Source organism: Ruegeria sp. AM1 (assembly GCF_056540745.1).
The window spans coordinates 203,561-219,112 of the sequence record NZ_JBQFXH010000001.1; the positions used below are offsets into that span (position 1 = coordinate 203,561).

The 15,552-nt window shown below is 58.3% G+C and carries 15 protein-coding genes; 9 read left to right on the forward strand and 6 right to left on the reverse strand.

The window, feature by feature from the left end; all coding sequences use genetic code 11:
• Window positions 1–12 precede the first annotated feature (12 nt).
• The gene (locus ACR0I7_RS01020; protein ID WP_480507548.1) at window positions 13–1,974 is read left to right on the forward strand and encodes an AsmA family protein; all 1,962 of its coding nucleotides are present in this window, start codon (window positions 13–15) and stop codon (window positions 1,972–1,974) included.
• A 47-nt stretch (window positions 1,975–2,021) separates the two neighbouring features.
• Here ACR0I7_RS01020 and ACR0I7_RS01025 read toward each other — a convergent pair whose 3' ends face one another.
• From ACR0I7_RS01025 to ACR0I7_RS01040, 4 genes are read right to left on the reverse strand one after another with little or no spacing between them, the layout of a single operon-like run.
• Window positions 2,022–3,518 carry a phosphomannomutase/phosphoglucomutase gene (locus ACR0I7_RS01025; protein ID WP_480507550.1) on the reverse strand — a complete coding sequence of 499 codons (1,497 nt, stop codon included), beginning with the start codon at window positions 3,516–3,518 and terminating at the stop codon, window positions 2,022–2,024.
• A gap of 14 nt (window positions 3,519–3,532) precedes the next feature.
• The gene (kdsA, locus tag ACR0I7_RS01030; protein WP_480507552.1) at window positions 3,533–4,366 is read right to left on the reverse strand and encodes a 3-deoxy-8-phosphooctulonate synthase; all 834 of its coding nucleotides are present in this window, start codon (window positions 4,364–4,366) and stop codon (window positions 3,533–3,535) included.
• 5 nt (window positions 4,367–4,371) lie between these two features.
• Window positions 4,372–5,955 carry a KpsE/RkpR family capsule polysaccharide export protein gene (locus tag ACR0I7_RS01035; RefSeq protein ID WP_480507554.1) on the reverse strand — a complete coding sequence of 528 codons (1,584 nt, stop codon included), beginning with the start codon at window positions 5,953–5,955 and terminating at the stop codon, window positions 4,372–4,374.
• Entirely contained in the window at window positions 5,933–6,592 is a 660-nt protein-coding gene (locus ACR0I7_RS01040) for an ABC transporter ATP-binding protein (protein ID WP_480507556.1), read from the reverse strand. The genes ACR0I7_RS01035 and ACR0I7_RS01040 overlap by 23 nt, the downstream gene beginning before the upstream one ends.
• Window positions 6,593–6,833: 241 nt before the next feature.
• Between ACR0I7_RS01040 and ACR0I7_RS01045 the strand changes: the two genes are divergently transcribed.
• Window positions 6,834–7,421, forward strand: a complete 588-nt coding sequence (locus ACR0I7_RS01045; RefSeq protein WP_480507558.1) for a uracil-DNA glycosylase family protein — start codon at window positions 6,834–6,836, stop codon at window positions 7,419–7,421.
• Window positions 7,414–8,199: an SseB family protein gene (locus ACR0I7_RS01050; protein WP_480507560.1), complete on the forward strand. Its 786-nt coding sequence runs from the start codon at window positions 7,414–7,416 to the stop codon at window positions 8,197–8,199. The genes ACR0I7_RS01045 and ACR0I7_RS01050 overlap by 8 nt, the downstream gene beginning before the upstream one ends.
• Before the next feature lie 56 nt (window positions 8,200–8,255).
• Here ACR0I7_RS01050 and yghU read toward each other — a convergent pair whose 3' ends face one another.
• On the reverse strand, window positions 8,256–9,134 hold the full coding sequence (gene yghU / locus ACR0I7_RS01055) for a glutathione-dependent disulfide-bond oxidoreductase (RefSeq protein ID WP_480507562.1): 879 nt from the start codon (window positions 9,132–9,134) through the stop codon (window positions 8,256–8,258).
• A 245-nt stretch (window positions 9,135–9,379) separates the two neighbouring features.
• On the opposite strand from yghU, the gene ACR0I7_RS01060 reads away from it, so the two are divergent.
• Window positions 9,380–9,898: a YHS domain-containing (seleno)protein gene (locus tag ACR0I7_RS01060; RefSeq protein WP_480507564.1), complete on the forward strand. Its 519-nt coding sequence runs from the start codon at window positions 9,380–9,382 to the stop codon at window positions 9,896–9,898.
• A 61-nt stretch (window positions 9,899–9,959) separates the two neighbouring features.
• On the opposite strand, the gene ACR0I7_RS01065 is transcribed toward ACR0I7_RS01060, so the two are convergent.
• Window positions 9,960–10,628, reverse strand: a complete 669-nt coding sequence (locus tag ACR0I7_RS01065) for a J domain-containing protein (RefSeq protein ID WP_480507566.1) — start codon at window positions 10,626–10,628, stop codon at window positions 9,960–9,962.
• Between the two features lie 400 nt (window positions 10,629–11,028).
• Here ACR0I7_RS01065 and ACR0I7_RS01070 point away from each other — a divergent pair, with 400 nt between their 5' ends.
• From ACR0I7_RS01070 to upp, 5 genes are read left to right on the forward strand one after another with little or no spacing between them, the layout of a single operon-like run.
• Window positions 11,029–11,412, forward strand: coding sequence for a cytidine deaminase (locus ACR0I7_RS01070; protein WP_480507568.1), 384 nt, complete (start codon window positions 11,029–11,031; stop codon window positions 11,410–11,412).
• An 11-nt stretch (window positions 11,413–11,423) separates the two neighbouring features.
• Window positions 11,424–12,731, forward strand: coding sequence for a thymidine phosphorylase (locus ACR0I7_RS01075; RefSeq protein ID WP_480507570.1), 1,308 nt, complete (start codon window positions 11,424–11,426; stop codon window positions 12,729–12,731).
• Window positions 12,728–13,939 (forward strand): phosphopentomutase, encoded by a 1,212-nt coding sequence (locus ACR0I7_RS01080; RefSeq protein ID WP_480507572.1) that lies wholly within the window; start codon window positions 12,728–12,730, stop codon window positions 13,937–13,939. Before ACR0I7_RS01075 ends, ACR0I7_RS01080 begins: the two co-directional genes overlap by 4 nt.
• The gene (locus tag ACR0I7_RS01085) at window positions 13,936–14,922 is read left to right on the forward strand and encodes an adenosine deaminase (RefSeq protein ID WP_480507574.1); all 987 of its coding nucleotides are present in this window, start codon (window positions 13,936–13,938) and stop codon (window positions 14,920–14,922) included. Before ACR0I7_RS01080 ends, ACR0I7_RS01085 begins: the two co-directional genes overlap by 4 nt.
• Entirely contained in the window at window positions 14,919–15,551 is a 633-nt protein-coding gene (gene upp, locus ACR0I7_RS01090; protein ID WP_480507576.1) for a uracil phosphoribosyltransferase, read from the forward strand. The genes ACR0I7_RS01085 and upp overlap by 4 nt, the downstream gene beginning before the upstream one ends.
• The last annotated feature ends 1 nt before the right edge of the window (window position 15,552 follow it).

The following is a 15,552-nucleotide window of genomic DNA, read 5'->3' on the forward strand; positions in this document are numbered from 1 at the left end:
CGAGGGCAAAGTATGAAGTGGTTGATACGGATCGTATTCATTCTGGTTGCCGCATTTGGATTGGTGATCGGTGCGCTACTGATGATGCCGGGCGACAAACTGGCCGCTATTCTGGCCGAACAGGTGCGGGCGCAGACCGGGCGCGAGCTTAAGCTGTCGGGCGATGTCAATCTTTCCTTCTGGCCCGTATTGGGGATGGAAACCGGGCCGGTTGCCTTCGGCAATGCGCCCTGGGCGGGACCGGACCCGATGCTCAGCGCGCAGAGTCTGGCGGTGGGCGTTGATGCCTCGGCTCTGTTGAGCGGTGACCTGCGCATTAGAAGGCTGCTGGCAGACAACCCCGTTTTGCGGCTTGAGTTGTCCGACGGGCGCGGAAACTGGGAACTGACGGCGACAGAGACCGGCCCCGGTTCCACAAGTGAACCATCAGGCTCTGTGGCAGCATCCGAGGCAGGCGCGATCACCCTCGATCGGTTGGAACTGACCAACGCGCGTCTGATTTATGTCGAGAATGGTGAAACCAAGATGGATTTCGCCAATGTCGATCTGTCCGCCAAATGGCCCAGCACCACATCGCCGATGGACATGTCGGCAGAAATGCCGGTGACCGGGGGCTCGGTAGATGTCGACCTTACGATTCCCGATTTACCTGCCTTCGCATCCGGTGCCGTCACACCGCTTGAGTTGAGCATGACTGCGCCCGGCGGAGATATCAGTTTTTCGGGCCGTGTAAATCTGACCGGTGAAATGGACGGCAAAACGCATATCAAAACCACCAGCACAGAAAAACTGCTGACCGCCTTTGGTCAGGAGGGCGTTTCGGTGCCACAGGGATTGGGGCAAGTCGCCGATGTGTCGGGTCAGATGACCTATACCAGCGATGGCCGCATTTCGCTGCGGGAGTTCACAGCGCTGTTGGACAGTAATCGCTTTGACGGTGAAGCGGACATCGTCATCTCGGACCCGCCTCAGTTCACCGCGCGTCTGAATGCGGGCGATCTCGACCTGTCCAGCGTGACCCAGACCGGGACGGCAGGTGCCGGTAATGGCTCAGGCGGTGGTGCGGCGGCATCGGATGGGTGGTCAACAGACCCGATCGATGCCTCCGCTCTGTCGTTGGCCAATGGCAGTATCCGGCTAAAGGCGAATTCGATCGCAGTGCCGGGCATGACCTTTGGGCCCAGCGACCTGACGATGAAGCTGGACCGGTCGCGCGCCGTATTGGAAATGCATCCCGCGAGTCTGTTTGCAGGGCAGCTGAACGGACAGCTTGTTGCCAATAACAGAAACGGGCTGTCGGTTGGGGGAAACCTGACCGCCAAGGGTATCGATATCAAACAGGCGCTTAGCACGATGGGTGGGATCGAACGTCTGTCGGGGTCCGGGTCCGGGACGTTTGAGTTTTTGGGGGTTGGTCAGACCGAAGACCAGATCATGCGCTCGCTCAGCGGTAAGGGGAGCATCGATGTCGGCCAGGGCGTGATCTCGGGTTTCGATCTCGACCGCCTTATGGGACGTGGGCAGGGAACGGGCGGCACAACCGTCTTTAACAGCCTGACGGCAAGCTTTGTAATGGATCAGGGGAATCTGACAAACAACGATCTACTGATGAAGCTGGATAACTTTCGTGCCGACGGAAAGGGTCGCGTCGGGTTAGGTGCACGCGATATCGACTATGTGTTCACGCCGGTGGCCCTGCGCGCGAATTCGGGCAATGGAATTTCGGTGCCGGTGCGGATCATAGGGCCATGGAGCAACCCGTCTATCAAGCCCGACCTGACCAAAGTGATTGAGGCCGCCGCCGACGTGAAGGTCAAAGAGCTTGAAGAGGATGCAAAGAGCAAGGTTCTAGAAAAGGTCGGGAATGAACTGGATACCACGATCACCGACAGCGAACAGGTTGAAGATGCCGTTAAGAACAAGCTTGAGGAAGAAGCCAAGAAAGGCCTTCTGAAGCTGTTCGGCGGGAATTGAAGCTCGGTATAAGGGGCGGGGCGCATAAAGACGCCCCGCATGACATATCAGATCGTCTGATCGTAGTCGCCAACGCCCGGTTCGGTCCGGATCACGGCGTCGATATCTGCGAAGATGGCCCGCATCTCTTCGTCGCTTTCGCTGCTTTCGCAGACCACAACCAGATTGGGTGTGTTTGACGATGCGCGCACCAGACCCCAGCTGCCATTGTCCAGAATGACCCGCGCGCCATTCACAGTCACGACCTCTTTGATCGGGCGACCGGCCAGTGTCTCACCGGCCTCGGCCTTGGCCACCAGCTTGTCGACCAGCCGGGCGAGAATGTCATACTTCTCGGTATCCGCGGCATAGGGCGACATGGTTGGGGTGGACCAGGTTTTGGGCAGTGCCCTGCGCAGGTCAGACATGCTCTGACCCGGGTTGCGGTCCATCAGCTTGCAAATCTCAACGGCGACGCGCATGCCGCAATCGTACCCGCGCCCAATGGGCTCGGCGAGGAAATAGTGCCCCGATTTCTCGAACCCGGCCAACGCACCAATCTCTTTGACGCGGCGTTTCATGTGGCTGTGACCGGTTTTCCAATAATCCGCTTTTACGCCCTTCGCCTTCAGCTCAGGATCGCTGGCGAACAGACCGGTCGATTTCACGTCTGCCACGAAGGTTGCGCCGGGGTGAAGCTTGGCCAGATCGCGGGCCATGATCACGCCCACCTTGTCGGCAAAAATCTCTTCGCCCTCGTCATCAACAACGCCGCAGCGATCACCGTCGCCGTCAAAACCCAACGCTAGATCCGCACTACTGGCTTTTACCGCGTCGGACATGTCGTGGAGCATCTCCATCGCTTCGGGGTTGGGGTTGTAGTTCGGGAATGTGTAGTCGAGCGCATTGTGGCTGGGCACAACCTCGACGCCGATCCGTTCGAATATCTCGGGGGCAAAGGCTGATGCGGTGCCGTTGCCGGTGGCACACACCACCTTGAGAGGTCGGGACATTTTGAAATCCCCGACAAGGTCGTCAAGATAGGCCTCTTTGACGCCATCCACAAATTCACAGGACCCGCCTGGATGCGCCTGACTTTCTCCGTTCAGGACGATGTCGCGCAGTTCGGCCATTTCGTCAGGGCCGTGGGTCAACGGGCGATCAAAGCCCATTTTTACCCCGGTCCAACCATTCGGATTGTGGCTGGCCGTCACCATGGCCACAGCGGGCACATCCAGGTGAAACTGTGCAAAATAGGCCATCGGGCTGAGTGCGGGGCCAATATCCTTGACCTGAATGCCCGCCTGAACAAGACCAAGGATCAGCGCATTTTTGATCGCGAGTGAATAGTCGCGATAGTCATTTCCAACCGCAATCACGGGTTTGATCCCGCGACGGCGCATCTGAGTGCCAAGGCCAAGGCCCAGAGCGGTCATGCCGGGCAGGTTGATCTCATCAGGGTACTTCCAGCGCGCGTCATATTCGCGGAACCCGGTGGGTTTGATCATCGGGTCGCGCAGAAAGCTCCAGGTGTTGGGTGTCACCTCAGGGATTGGTTTGGTCATGAAAATCTCAATTATTAAATTTCAACAGGGTTCGATTTTGCCAGCGCATCAAAGCGCATCAATGTGTCAACCAGGTGAGGCATCTGATCCAGAAAAATCATATTCGGCCCGTCACAGGGCGCATTGTCCGGGTCCTGATGAGTCTCCATGAAGACGGCGGCTGTGCCAACCGCGACCGCAGCGCGCGCCATTACAGGCGCGAACTCGCGCTGACCACCGGATGAACCGCCTTGTCCACCGGGTTGTTGGACCGAGTGGGTGGCGTCCATAACCACCGGGTAACCTGTCTGCGCCATAATCGGCAGCGCCCGCATATCCGCGACCAGCGTGTTGTAGCCAAAAGACGACCCACGTTCAGTCAGCAGAAGCTTCTGGTTGCCGGTGCTTTCGATCTTGGTGATGATGTTTTGCATTTCCCAAGGGGCAAGGAACTGCCCCTTTTTAACGTTGATCACCGCACCCGTGTTACCTGCCGCCAGCAACATATCGGTCTGCCGACAAAGAAAGGCGGGTATCTGCAGGACGTCTGCGGCATCCGCCGCCAATGCGCATTGCGCCTCGGTATGAACGTCGGTCAGAACCGGGATGCCCATCGTTTTGCGAATATTGTCCAGCACCTTTAGGCCCGCATCGATCCCCATCCCGCGTTTGCCGGACAACGAGGTACGGTTTGCCTTGTCGTATGACGCCTTAAAGACATATTGCGCCCCGGCTGCGTCGCAGGCCTCTTTCATGGTGCCAGCGATCATCTGGGCATGATCCGCAGTTTCCAACTGGCAGGGACCGGCGATAATGGTCAGCGGAAGGTCATTGCCAACCGTCAGGTCGGCGATTTTTACATGTTTCATGGGTCTTACGAAGATACCTGTTCACGGAGGACTGACGCTGTCAGTGAAATCAGCAGGTAGATACCAGCAAATACCAGGAAAGCCAAAATCGTATTTTCGAACTTGCGAGGATAGCTGGGTTCCTGACTGGGGATCGGGTTCACCGAGACTGTCAGATAGCGCACCTTTCTATTGGCCTCGGTTCGCGTGGATTCCATTTGTTGCATTGCGGTTTGCAGCATCATATCGCGTGCGGCCAAATCGGCCTGTGCCATCTGAATGCGCACACTGAGACGGGCAAGCGAGTTTTCGCCAGCGGACGCATCCAGCATTTCTGCATTCAACTCTTCAAGCACCGCTTCGAGTCGGCCTATGTCGGCCTGAACACCGTCAACTTTCGCCTTGTTCGGGCGCGGATTGTCCAGCAATGCGGCAAGTTGCAGTTCCTTGTCTTGCACCTGAAACTCGATTTCGGTGATGCGCTGCCGCAGCCCCGCCAGAACGTTTGCCGGATCCAGAACCGCGCCCTGTAGTTGCAGTTCGATCAGATCTTCCTGAGCGTTCCTGCGTTCCACTTCGGCGGTCTCAAAGCTCTCTAGCGCGTCGCGCATCTGATCCGCGCGCTTTTTTTCCGACAGTGCATTGACCCTTTCTTCGGCGTAAGAGATCAGCTTCTCTGAGAATACAGTCGACGTGTCCGGGTCCGGCGCTGCCACCTCCATCCGGATCACGCCTTCGGTTGGGTCATATCCGATTGTGATCACTTTCTTAAAAAGCTTATAGGCATCTTCCAGCGTTGCATCCGGCTCCAGACGCTGAATCGAGTCTATCCAATCCTGTTGATAAACTTCGGTGAATCCGGCGTCTCGATCCAGCAGCAAAAGGGCCTCTTTCGATTCGAGGAAAGACTGCACCGAAATCGAATCCTGAGTTGTCGCGAATTGCGTCCCTGCCAGCAGCCCGCCAATGCCGCCGGGGCCGCCGTCAGCTTGAAGGATCAGAAACTCGGACTTGCTGGCATACATCGGCGTTGCCACGCGATAGAAGTAATAGCCCACGACCAGCGTCGGCAGGAGAACAAACACGGCCAGTCGCGCAAACAGCGTAAACAGTTTGCGTTTGCGGCGGCGCGCGATGTCTTTCTGGATCTGCCCGATCTCAAATTCGCGGCGCTGGGCAGGGCTCAGTTCAGGCCCAGGAAGGTTTTCCGGCTCTTCCTTCACCGTTTGCGGCAGATGGATCGTAACCTTGTCCTGCGACTCGGCGCTCTCATCTGAATTTGAATTGCTGGCTGCGGCAAGCTCCAGCAGGTTTGCCCGCTGAAACGGATCGATACCTTTTTTTCGTAGCAGGCGTACGGCATCATAGTCTGACGTGGCTGCCAACCCGTTCTTTTGCGCCAGCCTGCGGGCAATACGCAATTGTCGGCCTGTCAGCCCTTCGCGCTTGATCGCATCCAGTTCAGTGCCGGGCTGAGGCTCTTCCGCCTCTACCGGTGTTTGCGTCGCCTCGCGGATGCGCTTGATGGCATCCGAGCGCGCGGATGCCGATCCATCGGTGTTTTCCGACCGGTCGGGGTTGTATTTCTTAGCCTTGGGTTTGGTAGTCATAGAGTTGCTGTGCCTCTTCCAAGGAATCAAACAAGTAGAGTTGCCCGTCGAGCAGGACGGCGGCCTGCCGCGCGAATTTTTCCAGCACCTTAGGGCTGTGCGAGACAATCACAAGCGTCGTCGTTCGCAACCGTTCCTGCAGGATTGCGCCAGCCTTCTTGTTGAATTCGACATCGGTTGTTGCGGGCATTCCTTCGTCAATGAGGTACATGTCGAAATCGAGCGCCAGCATGAGCGAAAAGGTAAAACGTGCGCGCATCCCGCTGGAATAGGTCCCGAGCGGCTGATTGAAGTACTCACCCAGCCCACATAGCCAGCTACAATATGCCTCAACATAGTCCGGATCCATGCCATAGATATTGGCGATGTATCGGGAGTTTTCCAACGCAGACAAACGCGGCGCGACACCACCGGTAAACCCCATTGGGAACGATACCCGGCACTCGCGCCGGATGACACCTTCATCTGGTTTCTCAAGGCCCGCCATCATGTTGATCAGAGTTGTCTTTCCGGTGCCGTTGGGTGCGAGAACACCCAGCGATTTGCCAAGTTCAACCCGAAACGAGGCATTGTCCAGGATCACTTTACGCCGTGTCCCGGTCCAGAAGGATTTGCTGACATTCTCGAACTCAAGCATGCTCGGCCTGGTGGTCGTCCCGTTTGGATCTTTATCTTGTTAGATCGGGTATTGAGCGCATTCAATACCGGTCCATATTGGCCACATTATGTCGAATTATGAAACAAATGATCAATGCGTACCGGTTCTTGTTATAAGGAATGTGATCTGAATTCTGCTCTGGTTGCTGGACCAAAGCAGCAGACCCGTTATCTTTGCACAGAGAGATGGACAAGTTTTTTCAGGGAAATCTTGCGGTCAGATGAATTCGCTGCCTGAACAGATCAAATCCTGTCGCATATGTGCCGATACATTCGCGCAGACCGTTACGGCACATGAGCCGCGCCCGGTCGTCTGGTTCCGCTCTGGCGCGCGTATCCTGATTGCGGGTCAGGCGCCGGGGGCGCGGGTCCACGAGTCGGGGCGACCTTTCACCGATCCTTCTGGCGATCGCCTGCGCGACTGGCTGGGCATAGGTCCGGATGTGTTTTATGATCTGTCTCGCGTTTCAATCGTGCCGATGGCGTTTTGTTTTCCCGGCTACAATGAACGCAAGGCTGATCTGCCGCCGCCGGCCATTTGTGGCCGCACGTGGCATGACAAGGTGATGCGCGCCTTGGGCGATGTGCCGCTGACCGTCCTGGTCGGGGGGCACGCGCATAAATACCATCTGGATGTGCAAACCTCAGTTACTGATACGGTACGCAACTGGCGAGACCATGCGCCGTGCGCCTTTGCCTTGCCTCATCCGTCCTGGCGCAATACGGCATGGCTGAAGAAAAACCCGTGGTTCGAAAGCGATCTGCTGCCTGTTCTGCGCGCGCGGGTTCAGGAGGTGCTGAATGACTGAAACGGCTTTGGACGCCGCACATGCCGGAATGCAGGCTGACCCGCAGGATGATGCGGCGCGGCTGCGGTTCTTTGAACGGCTTGCCGACAGCGAACTGTTCCTGATGTTGACCGAAGAGGCGCGGGACGAGCAGATTCAGCCCGAACTGTTCGATGTCGCCGATGGTCGCTTTGTTCTGGCCTTCGACCGAGAGGAGCGTCTGGTGCGCTTTGCCGGTCGTCCGGTGCCCTATGTGGCGCTTTCAGGCCGGGTGTTGTCGTCGATGCTTGCGGGGCAGGGCATCGGGCTAGGGTTGAACCTGGATACGGCGCCGTCATCGATGTTGGTTCCCGCCGAGGCGTTGGGATGGCTGTCCAGTACGCTGCAACACACGCCGGAAGAGGTGCAACAGAAACTGGCAGAATTTCTGTCGCCATCGGGTCTACCTGACAGCTTGCTGACCGCTCTGGACGCCAAGCTGGCAACAGCGGTGGGGCTTGCTCAATCGGCCTATCTTGTTGGCACAACATCTGACGGAGGTGGTCGCGGTCACATGCTGGGCTTCATCGGCGCGCTGGATGGGGCGCAGTCGGCCTTGGCCAAAGCCGTCTCCGAAGCGTTGACCTTTTCGGGGATCGAGGCGGGTGCATTGGATGTTGGTTTCTTTGATCCCGAAGACAGCGCTGCTGCGGCCTTAGCGCGCGCTGGCCTGCGTTTTGAACTGCCTCAACCGGAAAAACGGGAGTTATCTCCCGTCGTGCCGGGCAGCGATCCGGGCAAGCCGCCGATTTTGAAATAGACAACCAACTTGTTGACCACGCGAAACGGGTCGCGTGGTTAAGTTGCCTGCTTTCGTTACTCTGAGGTAGCCGCAAGCTTGTCCTGCGTCCTGGTCTCAAAGTCACTGGCATCGTGGCGTTCGTGCAGTTGAGTGTGAGGTTCGCCAAAGGGGCGGTTGACCATACGGCCGCGGCTGACCGCCGGACGCTCGTCAATCATTTTAGCCCACCGCATGACGTTCTTGTAGGATTCGACATCCAGAAACTCGGCCGCTTCGTAAAGCCGGCCAAGAACCAATTGACCGTACCACGGCCAGATCGCGATATCTGCGATCGTGTAATCGTCGCCCGCGATATAGGTCTTGTTGGACAGTTCGCGTTCAAGAACGTCCAGCTGACGCTTGGCTTCCATCGCAAAGCGATTGATCGGGTATTCCCATTTTTCCGGCGCATAGGCGTAGAAATGGCCAAACCCACCCCCAAGATAAGGCGCGCTGCCCATCTGCCAGAACAGCCAGTTCATGACCTCAACACGGCCCGGGCCCGGTTCAGGCAGGAATGCGCCGAATTTCTCGGCAAGGTGAAACAGGATAGAGCCGCTTTCAAAGACACGCACGGGTGCATCGCCGGACCGATCCCAAAGTGCTGGGATTTTAGAGTTGGGGTTGGCGCCCACAAAGCCCGAGCTGAACTGATCGCCTTCGCCGATATTGATGAGCCAAGCGTTGTATTCGGCGCCTTCATGACCCAGTGCCAGCAACTCTTCCAGCATGACCGTGACCTTGACGCCGTTTGGCGTGGCCAATGAATACAGTTGCAATGGGTGCTTGCCGACCGGCAGGTCCTTGTCGTGGGTGGCACCTGCGATGGGCCGGTTAATATTTGCAAATTGGCCGCCGCTCTCGCTGTCCCAGGTCCAGACCTTTGGCGGGGTGTAAGTTGCGTTGTCGCTCATCTCGTGCCTTTCGTGCCAGTGCCGGGCGGTATGCCCGCAGCTCAACAGCTAATATTGCAATCCTGAGAGTCCAGCCCCTAACGCGGAACCGGGTTTGAAACATTAGCCCTCAAATGCCTCACGATTGCTCGTCAGATTTCACAGCGTCGCGAGCAGGGCTACGAAGTGATCTGAAATCGCATATTGTCACGGCAATACCGCCGCACAGGCACCCTTGAGACTGATGAGACAAAAGGATTGATCACATGAAACGATTTGCCCTGACTTTTGCCGCCGCTATGGCGTTGGCTGTTCCTGCCTTTGCGGGGCCGCAATATATCGACGGCACCGGATTTGCAGTCTCGGGTTATGATGTTGTCTCCTATCGTGGCCTTGATCAGGCTCCGGTTGGGCAGACACAGCCGTCTCCGGTTCGCGGTCGCGCGGATATCACGGCGGATTACAATGGTTCGACATGGGCCTTTGCCAGCGAGGAAAACCGCGACAAGTTCCTCGAGAACCCGGCCTTTTATGCGCCGCAATATGATGGTCACTGTGCTTATGGCGTATCGCGCGGTGGTAAGGTTCCCGCAAACCCGAACCTGTGGCGGATCGTGGATGACAAGCTGTATCTGAACATCACGGATGTTGTTGTGGGCTTCTGGGAAGAAGACGTCCCCGGCAACATTGATCTGGCCGAAGGAAACTGGCCGGGCATCGAAGGTGCGGGTGCCTCTGCCGCCGTCATTCCGAAATTCACCTCGGAAGGTCCGATTTCTAACTGATATCAGATCTGTTTGACAAAGCCCGGCCGGTTAGGCCGGGCTTTGTTACAATGAAGTGCGCTCAATGCTGGCGATGCATCTGCTGATCGGCGTCAAACCGGATGCGCACGCTTTTGGCGCCGGGAAATTTACTCTCCCGCAGGGCGTCGGGTATCACCACTTCGCCGACACCGGAACTTTTGGACTGAAACGCGAGGATCTCGGGCTCTGCCTGCCGGCGGGTTACCAAAATGCATGTCGGTAGTGCGATCCGATTTGGACCTTCGCAAACCGGAGAGGTGACAACGAAGGTCAGGTCCCGCCCGAAACACTCGACAGCCTCTGGCACGTGATCGGATGCACGGCCCGTAGCCTTAGCCAAATTGGCGGCATCGTCGTCCTCTGCCTCGTCTCTCCGGTGCGACAATGCAAGATCCGCGTTGAGCAGGCCGTAGCAGGTTTTCAGCTCTTCGGCATCGAACTCGATCAGACGTTTTCGCAACTTGGGCCGACGTGGCTGAGGCTGAGCATCCGCCTCGGTACTCCGGTCGGTCAGACCTTCAGCGCGCAGATAGTCATACGCAGCTTTTGCCTGAGAAAAGTTTGTATAATCGCCTCCGGTGTGATCCGGGTGTGCATGAAACGCAATGCGCCGCCACGCGTCGCGAATTTCATCTGCACCGGCCGATGGGTCAAGCCCAAGCTCACCGAGCGCATCGACCCGGGCCTGGGTCCTGTTAACTGGTTCCATAACTACCAACACTTATTAAACTACACGATCGCTAGTGTGGGGGGCGCCATGATTTTGTCAAATTTCAGGGGGGATTGGCGCCTCTGCCAGAGACAATGCTGCGACCTAACTTGCGATTGTTTGTCTGATGAGGTGCCTTCGTCAAGGCTTCGCAAGCCCAAGAGAGCCTCCCCAAGGTGCGACCTTGCGATCCTGTGTTGGATTCGGCCCTGCGCCACAAGCTGCTAGAAGGCGACCGGTAGGATCGCATCTGGCCGAGTTCAGCGACCAAATTTCATATGGTCTTGGTCAGGGTCGGAGCGCTTGGGCTAAATTTCGCTGTAAAGGGGCTTAAAGTTTCCACTTGCCTTCATTTAGAGTATCGCTTTCTGACCAGATGATCAAAAGCTGAGGAATCGCAATGTCACTCAGAGAGGCAGCCATTAAAGTGCGCGAAAATGCGCACGCACCCTATTCCGGCTTTAAGGTGGGCGCTGCGGTGCGGACCCCATCAGGTGCCGTCTACATGGGGTGCAATGTTGAAAATGTCGCTTATCCCGAAGGGACATGTGCCGAGGCTGGCGCAATTGCCGCGATGGTCGCGTCGGGTGAAACCCAATTGGCCGAGGTTTATGTGGTTGCGGGCAGCGCGCAGCCGGTGCCGCCGTGTGGGGGCTGCCGTCAGAAACTGGCAGAGTTTGGTGCGGGTGATGTAGTGGTCACAATGGCAACAGTTGCAGGGGCAGAAGTCAAAACCACCATCGCAGATCTGCTGCCGGGTGCCTTTGACAAGACGTTTCTATAGAGGCAGCTCAGATGGACGCCCGTTCAATTATCACAAAGCTGCGCCAAAATGACGTGCCAACCTCTGAGGAACTGACCTGGTTCGCGCAGGGCCTCGCCGACGGTGTTGTCAGCGATGCGCAGGCGGCGGCCTTTGCCATGGCGGTATGCATGGGCGGGCTGAATGCCGAGGGCCGCGAGGCGCTGACCCGCGCAATGCGCGACAGTGGCGATGTCTTGCAGTGGGATCTGGATGGCCCGGTGATCGACAAGCACTCGACCGGAGGCGTGGGCGATTGCGTCAGTCTGGTTCTTGCACCGGCGCTCGCGGAATGCGAGGCATATGTTCCAATGATCTCGGGCCGCGGGCTGGGGCATACCGGCGGTACGCTGGACAAGCTTGAGGCAATCCCAGGTGTCAGCACGCAGATCGGGCAGGACCGGCTTGCACAGATATTAAAGGAAACCGGGGCCGCCATTGTTGGCGCAACCGCGCAAATCGCGCCGGCGGACAAGCGACTTTATGCAATTCGCGATGTCACCGCAACCGTGGAAAGCCTGGATCTGATCACAGCGTCGATCCTGTCCAAGAAACTCGCGGCCAGCCCGGATGCGCTGGTTCTCGACGTCAAAGTCGGCAGCGGCGCGTTTATGAAAAGCCTCGAAGATGCGCGCCGACTGGCCACCGCTCTGTCTCAGACGTCAAACGCCGCCGGGTGCAAGACATCTGCGGTGATCACAGACATGAACCAGCCGCTGGCGCCTGCATTGGGCAATGCGCTTGAGGTGGCCGAGGTTATGAAAGTGCTGACTGGTGGGTACGACACGGCGCTCGCAACAATCTCGACCGAGTTGGGGGGCGTTCTGCTGGCAGATGCAGGGATCGCCGATAGCGCGTCGGACGGGCGTGACCTGATTGCCGGGTCAATCCGCGATGGCCGGGCGGCAGAACGGTTTGGCAAGATGATGGCCGCTGTTGGCGCGCCGCTGGGTTTTGTTGATAACTGGTCGCGCTATCTGCCCGAAGCCAGCGTCATTCTTGAGGTTCAGGCCCCGATCGACGGATATGTCACGGCCATTGATGGCGAAGCGTTGGGCCTTGCAGTTGTGGCGCTGGGCGGCGGTCGGCAGGTCGAAAGCGATACAATTGATCCCGCAGTCGGGCTGTCGGAAATTGTCCGGCTTGGAGAGAAGGTTGCGAAGGGCGCGCCTCTGGCCACCGTACATGCCGCGCGCGAAGACGCGGCGCGACGGGCTGCCGAGGTTATTCAGCGCTCGGTTACAATCGGTCCGGCGCGGATCGAACCACCGCAGCTGATCCATGAACGGATCACGCCATGAGCCGCGCGTTTCTGGTTGTCATGGATTCCGTCGGCATCGGCGGCGCACCGGATGCGGACCAGTATTTTAATGGGGATACCCCGGACACCGGCGCAAACACGCTGGGCCATATTGCGCAAGCCTGTGCCGCCACGCGCGCCGAAGAAGGCCGGTCAGGCCCTTTGCACATGCCGAACCTGGATCGCCTTGGGCTGGGTGCTGCGGCGCGTTTGGCGTCTGGTGCGGAAACGCCGGGGCTTGAAATCACGCCAACGGGCCTGTGGGGATGCGCGCGGGAACATTCGCCGGGCAAAGACACCCCCTCGGGCCATTGGGAACTGGCAGGGTTGCCCGTTCCGTGGGACTGGCACTATTTCCCCGAAAGCAAGCCCGCATTCCCCCCCCATCTGAGCCGCGCCGCCGCCGCTGCCGCCGGAACAGCGGGTATTCTGGGGGGTTGCCATGCATCGGGTACCGCGATCATTGCGGAACTGGGGGACGAACATATGCGAACGGGCTGGCCGATCTGCTATACCTCAGCGGACAGCGTGTTTCAGATCGCAGCGCATGAAGAAAGCTTCGGGCTCGAGAAACTGCTGGAGATGTGCAGAACACTGGCGCCGATGCTGCATGAGATGAAGGTCGGACGGGTCATCGCGCGGCCATTCGTTGGCTCGGCTGAGCAGGGCTTTGCCCGCACGACCAATCGCAAGGATTTTGCTATTACGCCCCCTGCGCCTGTGCTGACCAATTGGGTGCAGGATGCGGGGCAGCGCGTGCATGCAGTGGGCAAAATAGGCGACATATTCTCGATGCAGGGGATCGATACGCTGCGCAAGGGATCTGATGCCGAGCTGATGGTGCACCTTTCCGATCTGGTCGATCAGGCCGAAGACGGCAGCCTGACCTTTGCCAATTTTGTCGAGTTCGACAGCTTGTACGGCCATCGGCGCGACATCAGCGGCTATGTGCGCGCGCTGGAATGGTTCGACCGCGAGATCGGCGCCATTCTTGAGAAACTGCGCCCCGATGATCTGATGCTGCTGACCGCAGATCACGGCAATGACCCCAGCTGGATCGGAACGGACCATACGCGCGAGCAGGTGCCGGTTCTGGTCGCCGGGCAAGGGGCGGGTCAGATCGGTCAGGTCAATTTCGCAGATATCGCCGCCAGCATCGCCCATCATCTGGGTGTTCCGGCGCAAGGTCCCGGCAGGAGCTTTCTATGACAGTCGCTGATCTCCCCAAAATCGAACTTCACCTGCATCACGAAGGGGCCGCACCTCCGGCGTTCATTCGCCAGCTTGCCCATGAAAAACGCATCGATCTGAGCGGTATTTTCAAATCGGATGGCAGCTATGATTTCAGGGACTTCGCGCATTTTCTTAATGTTTACGAGGCCGCCTGTGAGGTCTTGAAATCACCCGAAGACTTTCGCCGCCTGACGCTTGCCATTCTCGAAGAAAGCGCGGCAAACGGCGTGGTCTATTCCGAGACGTTCCTGAGCCCCGATTTCTGCGGTGGTGGTGACCTTAACGCATGGCAGGATTATCTGAACGCGATCCGCGACGCAGCCGATGAGGCCGAGCGCAAGTTCGACATTACGCTGCGCGGGATCGTCACTTGCGTGCGTCACTTCGGGCCAGAGCAATCCCGGCAGAGCGCCATCTGCGCCGCCGAAACAGCCGGGAATTGGATCACCGGTTTTGGCATGGGAGGGAACGAATCTGTTGGCCGTCAGGGTGACTTTCAATGGGCCTTTGATTGCGCGCGAGAGGCCGGCCTGCGCCTGACGACCCATGCAGGTGAGTTTGGCGGGCCAGAGAGCGTGCGGGATGCAATCCGTGATCTCGGGGTGGAACGGGTTGGCCATGGCGTACGCTCCATCGAAGACCCCGATCTGGTGCGCGAACTGGTCGATCGCGGCGTCACGCTTGAGGTTTGTCCTGGCTCCAACGTTGTGCTGGGGGTGTTCCCCGATTTTGCCGCCCATCCAATTGCGCGCCTGCGTGATGCGGGGGTAAAGGTCACGGTCTCAACCGATGACCCGCCGTTTTTTCACACCACAATGCGGCGCGAATATGAGATGCTGGGGCAGGCCTTCGGCTGGCAGGCCGAGGACTTTGCCGCCCTCAACGATACGGCCCTGAACGCGGCCTTTTGCGATGAAGAGACCCGCGCGCGGGTCAGAAAAAGACTGGAGAACACATGAGCGAACATCTGACCGTCGTTGATCACCCGTTGGTGCAGCACAAGCTGACGCTCATGCGGGACAAGGGCACATCCACCGCCGTATTCCGCCAGCTGCTGCGCGAGATCACCTTGCTTTTGGCCTATGAGGTCACACGTGAGCTGCCGCAGACCACACGCCATATCGAAACCCCGATGGAAGAGATGGATGCCCCCATTCTGGCGGGTAAGAAACTGGCCCTTGTCTCGATCCTTCGGGCGGGCAACGGCATGCTGGATGGCGTACTGGAACTGATCCCGTCGGCACGAGTCGGGTTTGTCGGCCTCTATCGGGACGAGGAGACACTGAAACCGGTTCAGTACTACTTCAAGGCCCCAGAGGGGCTGAAGGATCGTCTGGTCATAGCCGTTGATCCGATGCTGGCAACGGGCAACAGCTCGGCTGCCGCGATTGATCTGTTGAAAGAGGCCGGGGCGAAAGACATTCGTTTCCTCTGCTTGTTGGCCGCGCCCGAAGGTGTCGCCCGCATGAAAGAAGCGCACCCGGATGTGCATATCGTTACCGCTGCGCTGGATCGCGAGCTGAACTCAAAAGGCTATATCATGCCTGGGCTGGGCGACGCGGGTGACCGCATGTTCGGGACCAAATAGT

Excerpts from the sequence above, each read along its gene's own strand:
- ACR0I7_RS01020 (WP_480507548.1), top strand. The coding sequence starts at position 13 with ATGAAGTGGTTGATACGGATCGTATTCATTCTGGTTGCCGCATTTGGA.
- ACR0I7_RS01025 (WP_480507550.1), bottom strand. The coding sequence starts at position 3,518 with ATGACCAAACCAATCCCTGAGGTGACACCCAACACCTGGAGCTTTCTG.
- kdsA (WP_480507552.1), bottom strand. The coding sequence starts at position 4,366 with ATGAAACATGTAAAAATCGCCGACCTGACGGTTGGCAATGACCTTCCG.
- ACR0I7_RS01035 (WP_480507554.1), bottom strand. The coding sequence starts at position 5,955 with ATGACTACCAAACCCAAGGCTAAGAAATACAACCCCGACCGGTCGGAA.
- ACR0I7_RS01040 (WP_480507556.1), bottom strand. The coding sequence starts at position 6,592 with ATGCTTGAGTTCGAGAATGTCAGCAAATCCTTCTGGACCGGGACACGG.
- ACR0I7_RS01045 (WP_480507558.1), top strand. The coding sequence starts at position 6,834 with ATGAATTCGCTGCCTGAACAGATCAAATCCTGTCGCATATGTGCCGAT.
- ACR0I7_RS01050 (WP_480507560.1), top strand. The coding sequence starts at position 7,414 with ATGACTGAAACGGCTTTGGACGCCGCACATGCCGGAATGCAGGCTGAC.
- yghU (WP_480507562.1), bottom strand. The coding sequence starts at position 9,134 with ATGAGCGACAACGCAACTTACACCCCGCCAAAGGTCTGGACCTGGGAC.
- ACR0I7_RS01060 (WP_480507564.1), top strand. The coding sequence starts at position 9,380 with ATGAAACGATTTGCCCTGACTTTTGCCGCCGCTATGGCGTTGGCTGTT.
- ACR0I7_RS01065 (WP_480507566.1), bottom strand. The coding sequence starts at position 10,628 with ATGGAACCAGTTAACAGGACCCAGGCCCGGGTCGATGCGCTCGGTGAG.
- ACR0I7_RS01070 (WP_480507568.1), top strand. The coding sequence starts at position 11,029 with ATGTCACTCAGAGAGGCAGCCATTAAAGTGCGCGAAAATGCGCACGCA.
- ACR0I7_RS01075 (WP_480507570.1), top strand. The coding sequence starts at position 11,424 with ATGGACGCCCGTTCAATTATCACAAAGCTGCGCCAAAATGACGTGCCA.
- ACR0I7_RS01080 (WP_480507572.1), top strand. The coding sequence starts at position 12,728 with ATGAGCCGCGCGTTTCTGGTTGTCATGGATTCCGTCGGCATCGGCGGC.
- ACR0I7_RS01085 (WP_480507574.1), top strand. The coding sequence starts at position 13,936 with ATGACAGTCGCTGATCTCCCCAAAATCGAACTTCACCTGCATCACGAA.
- upp (WP_480507576.1), top strand. The coding sequence starts at position 14,919 with ATGAGCGAACATCTGACCGTCGTTGATCACCCGTTGGTGCAGCACAAG.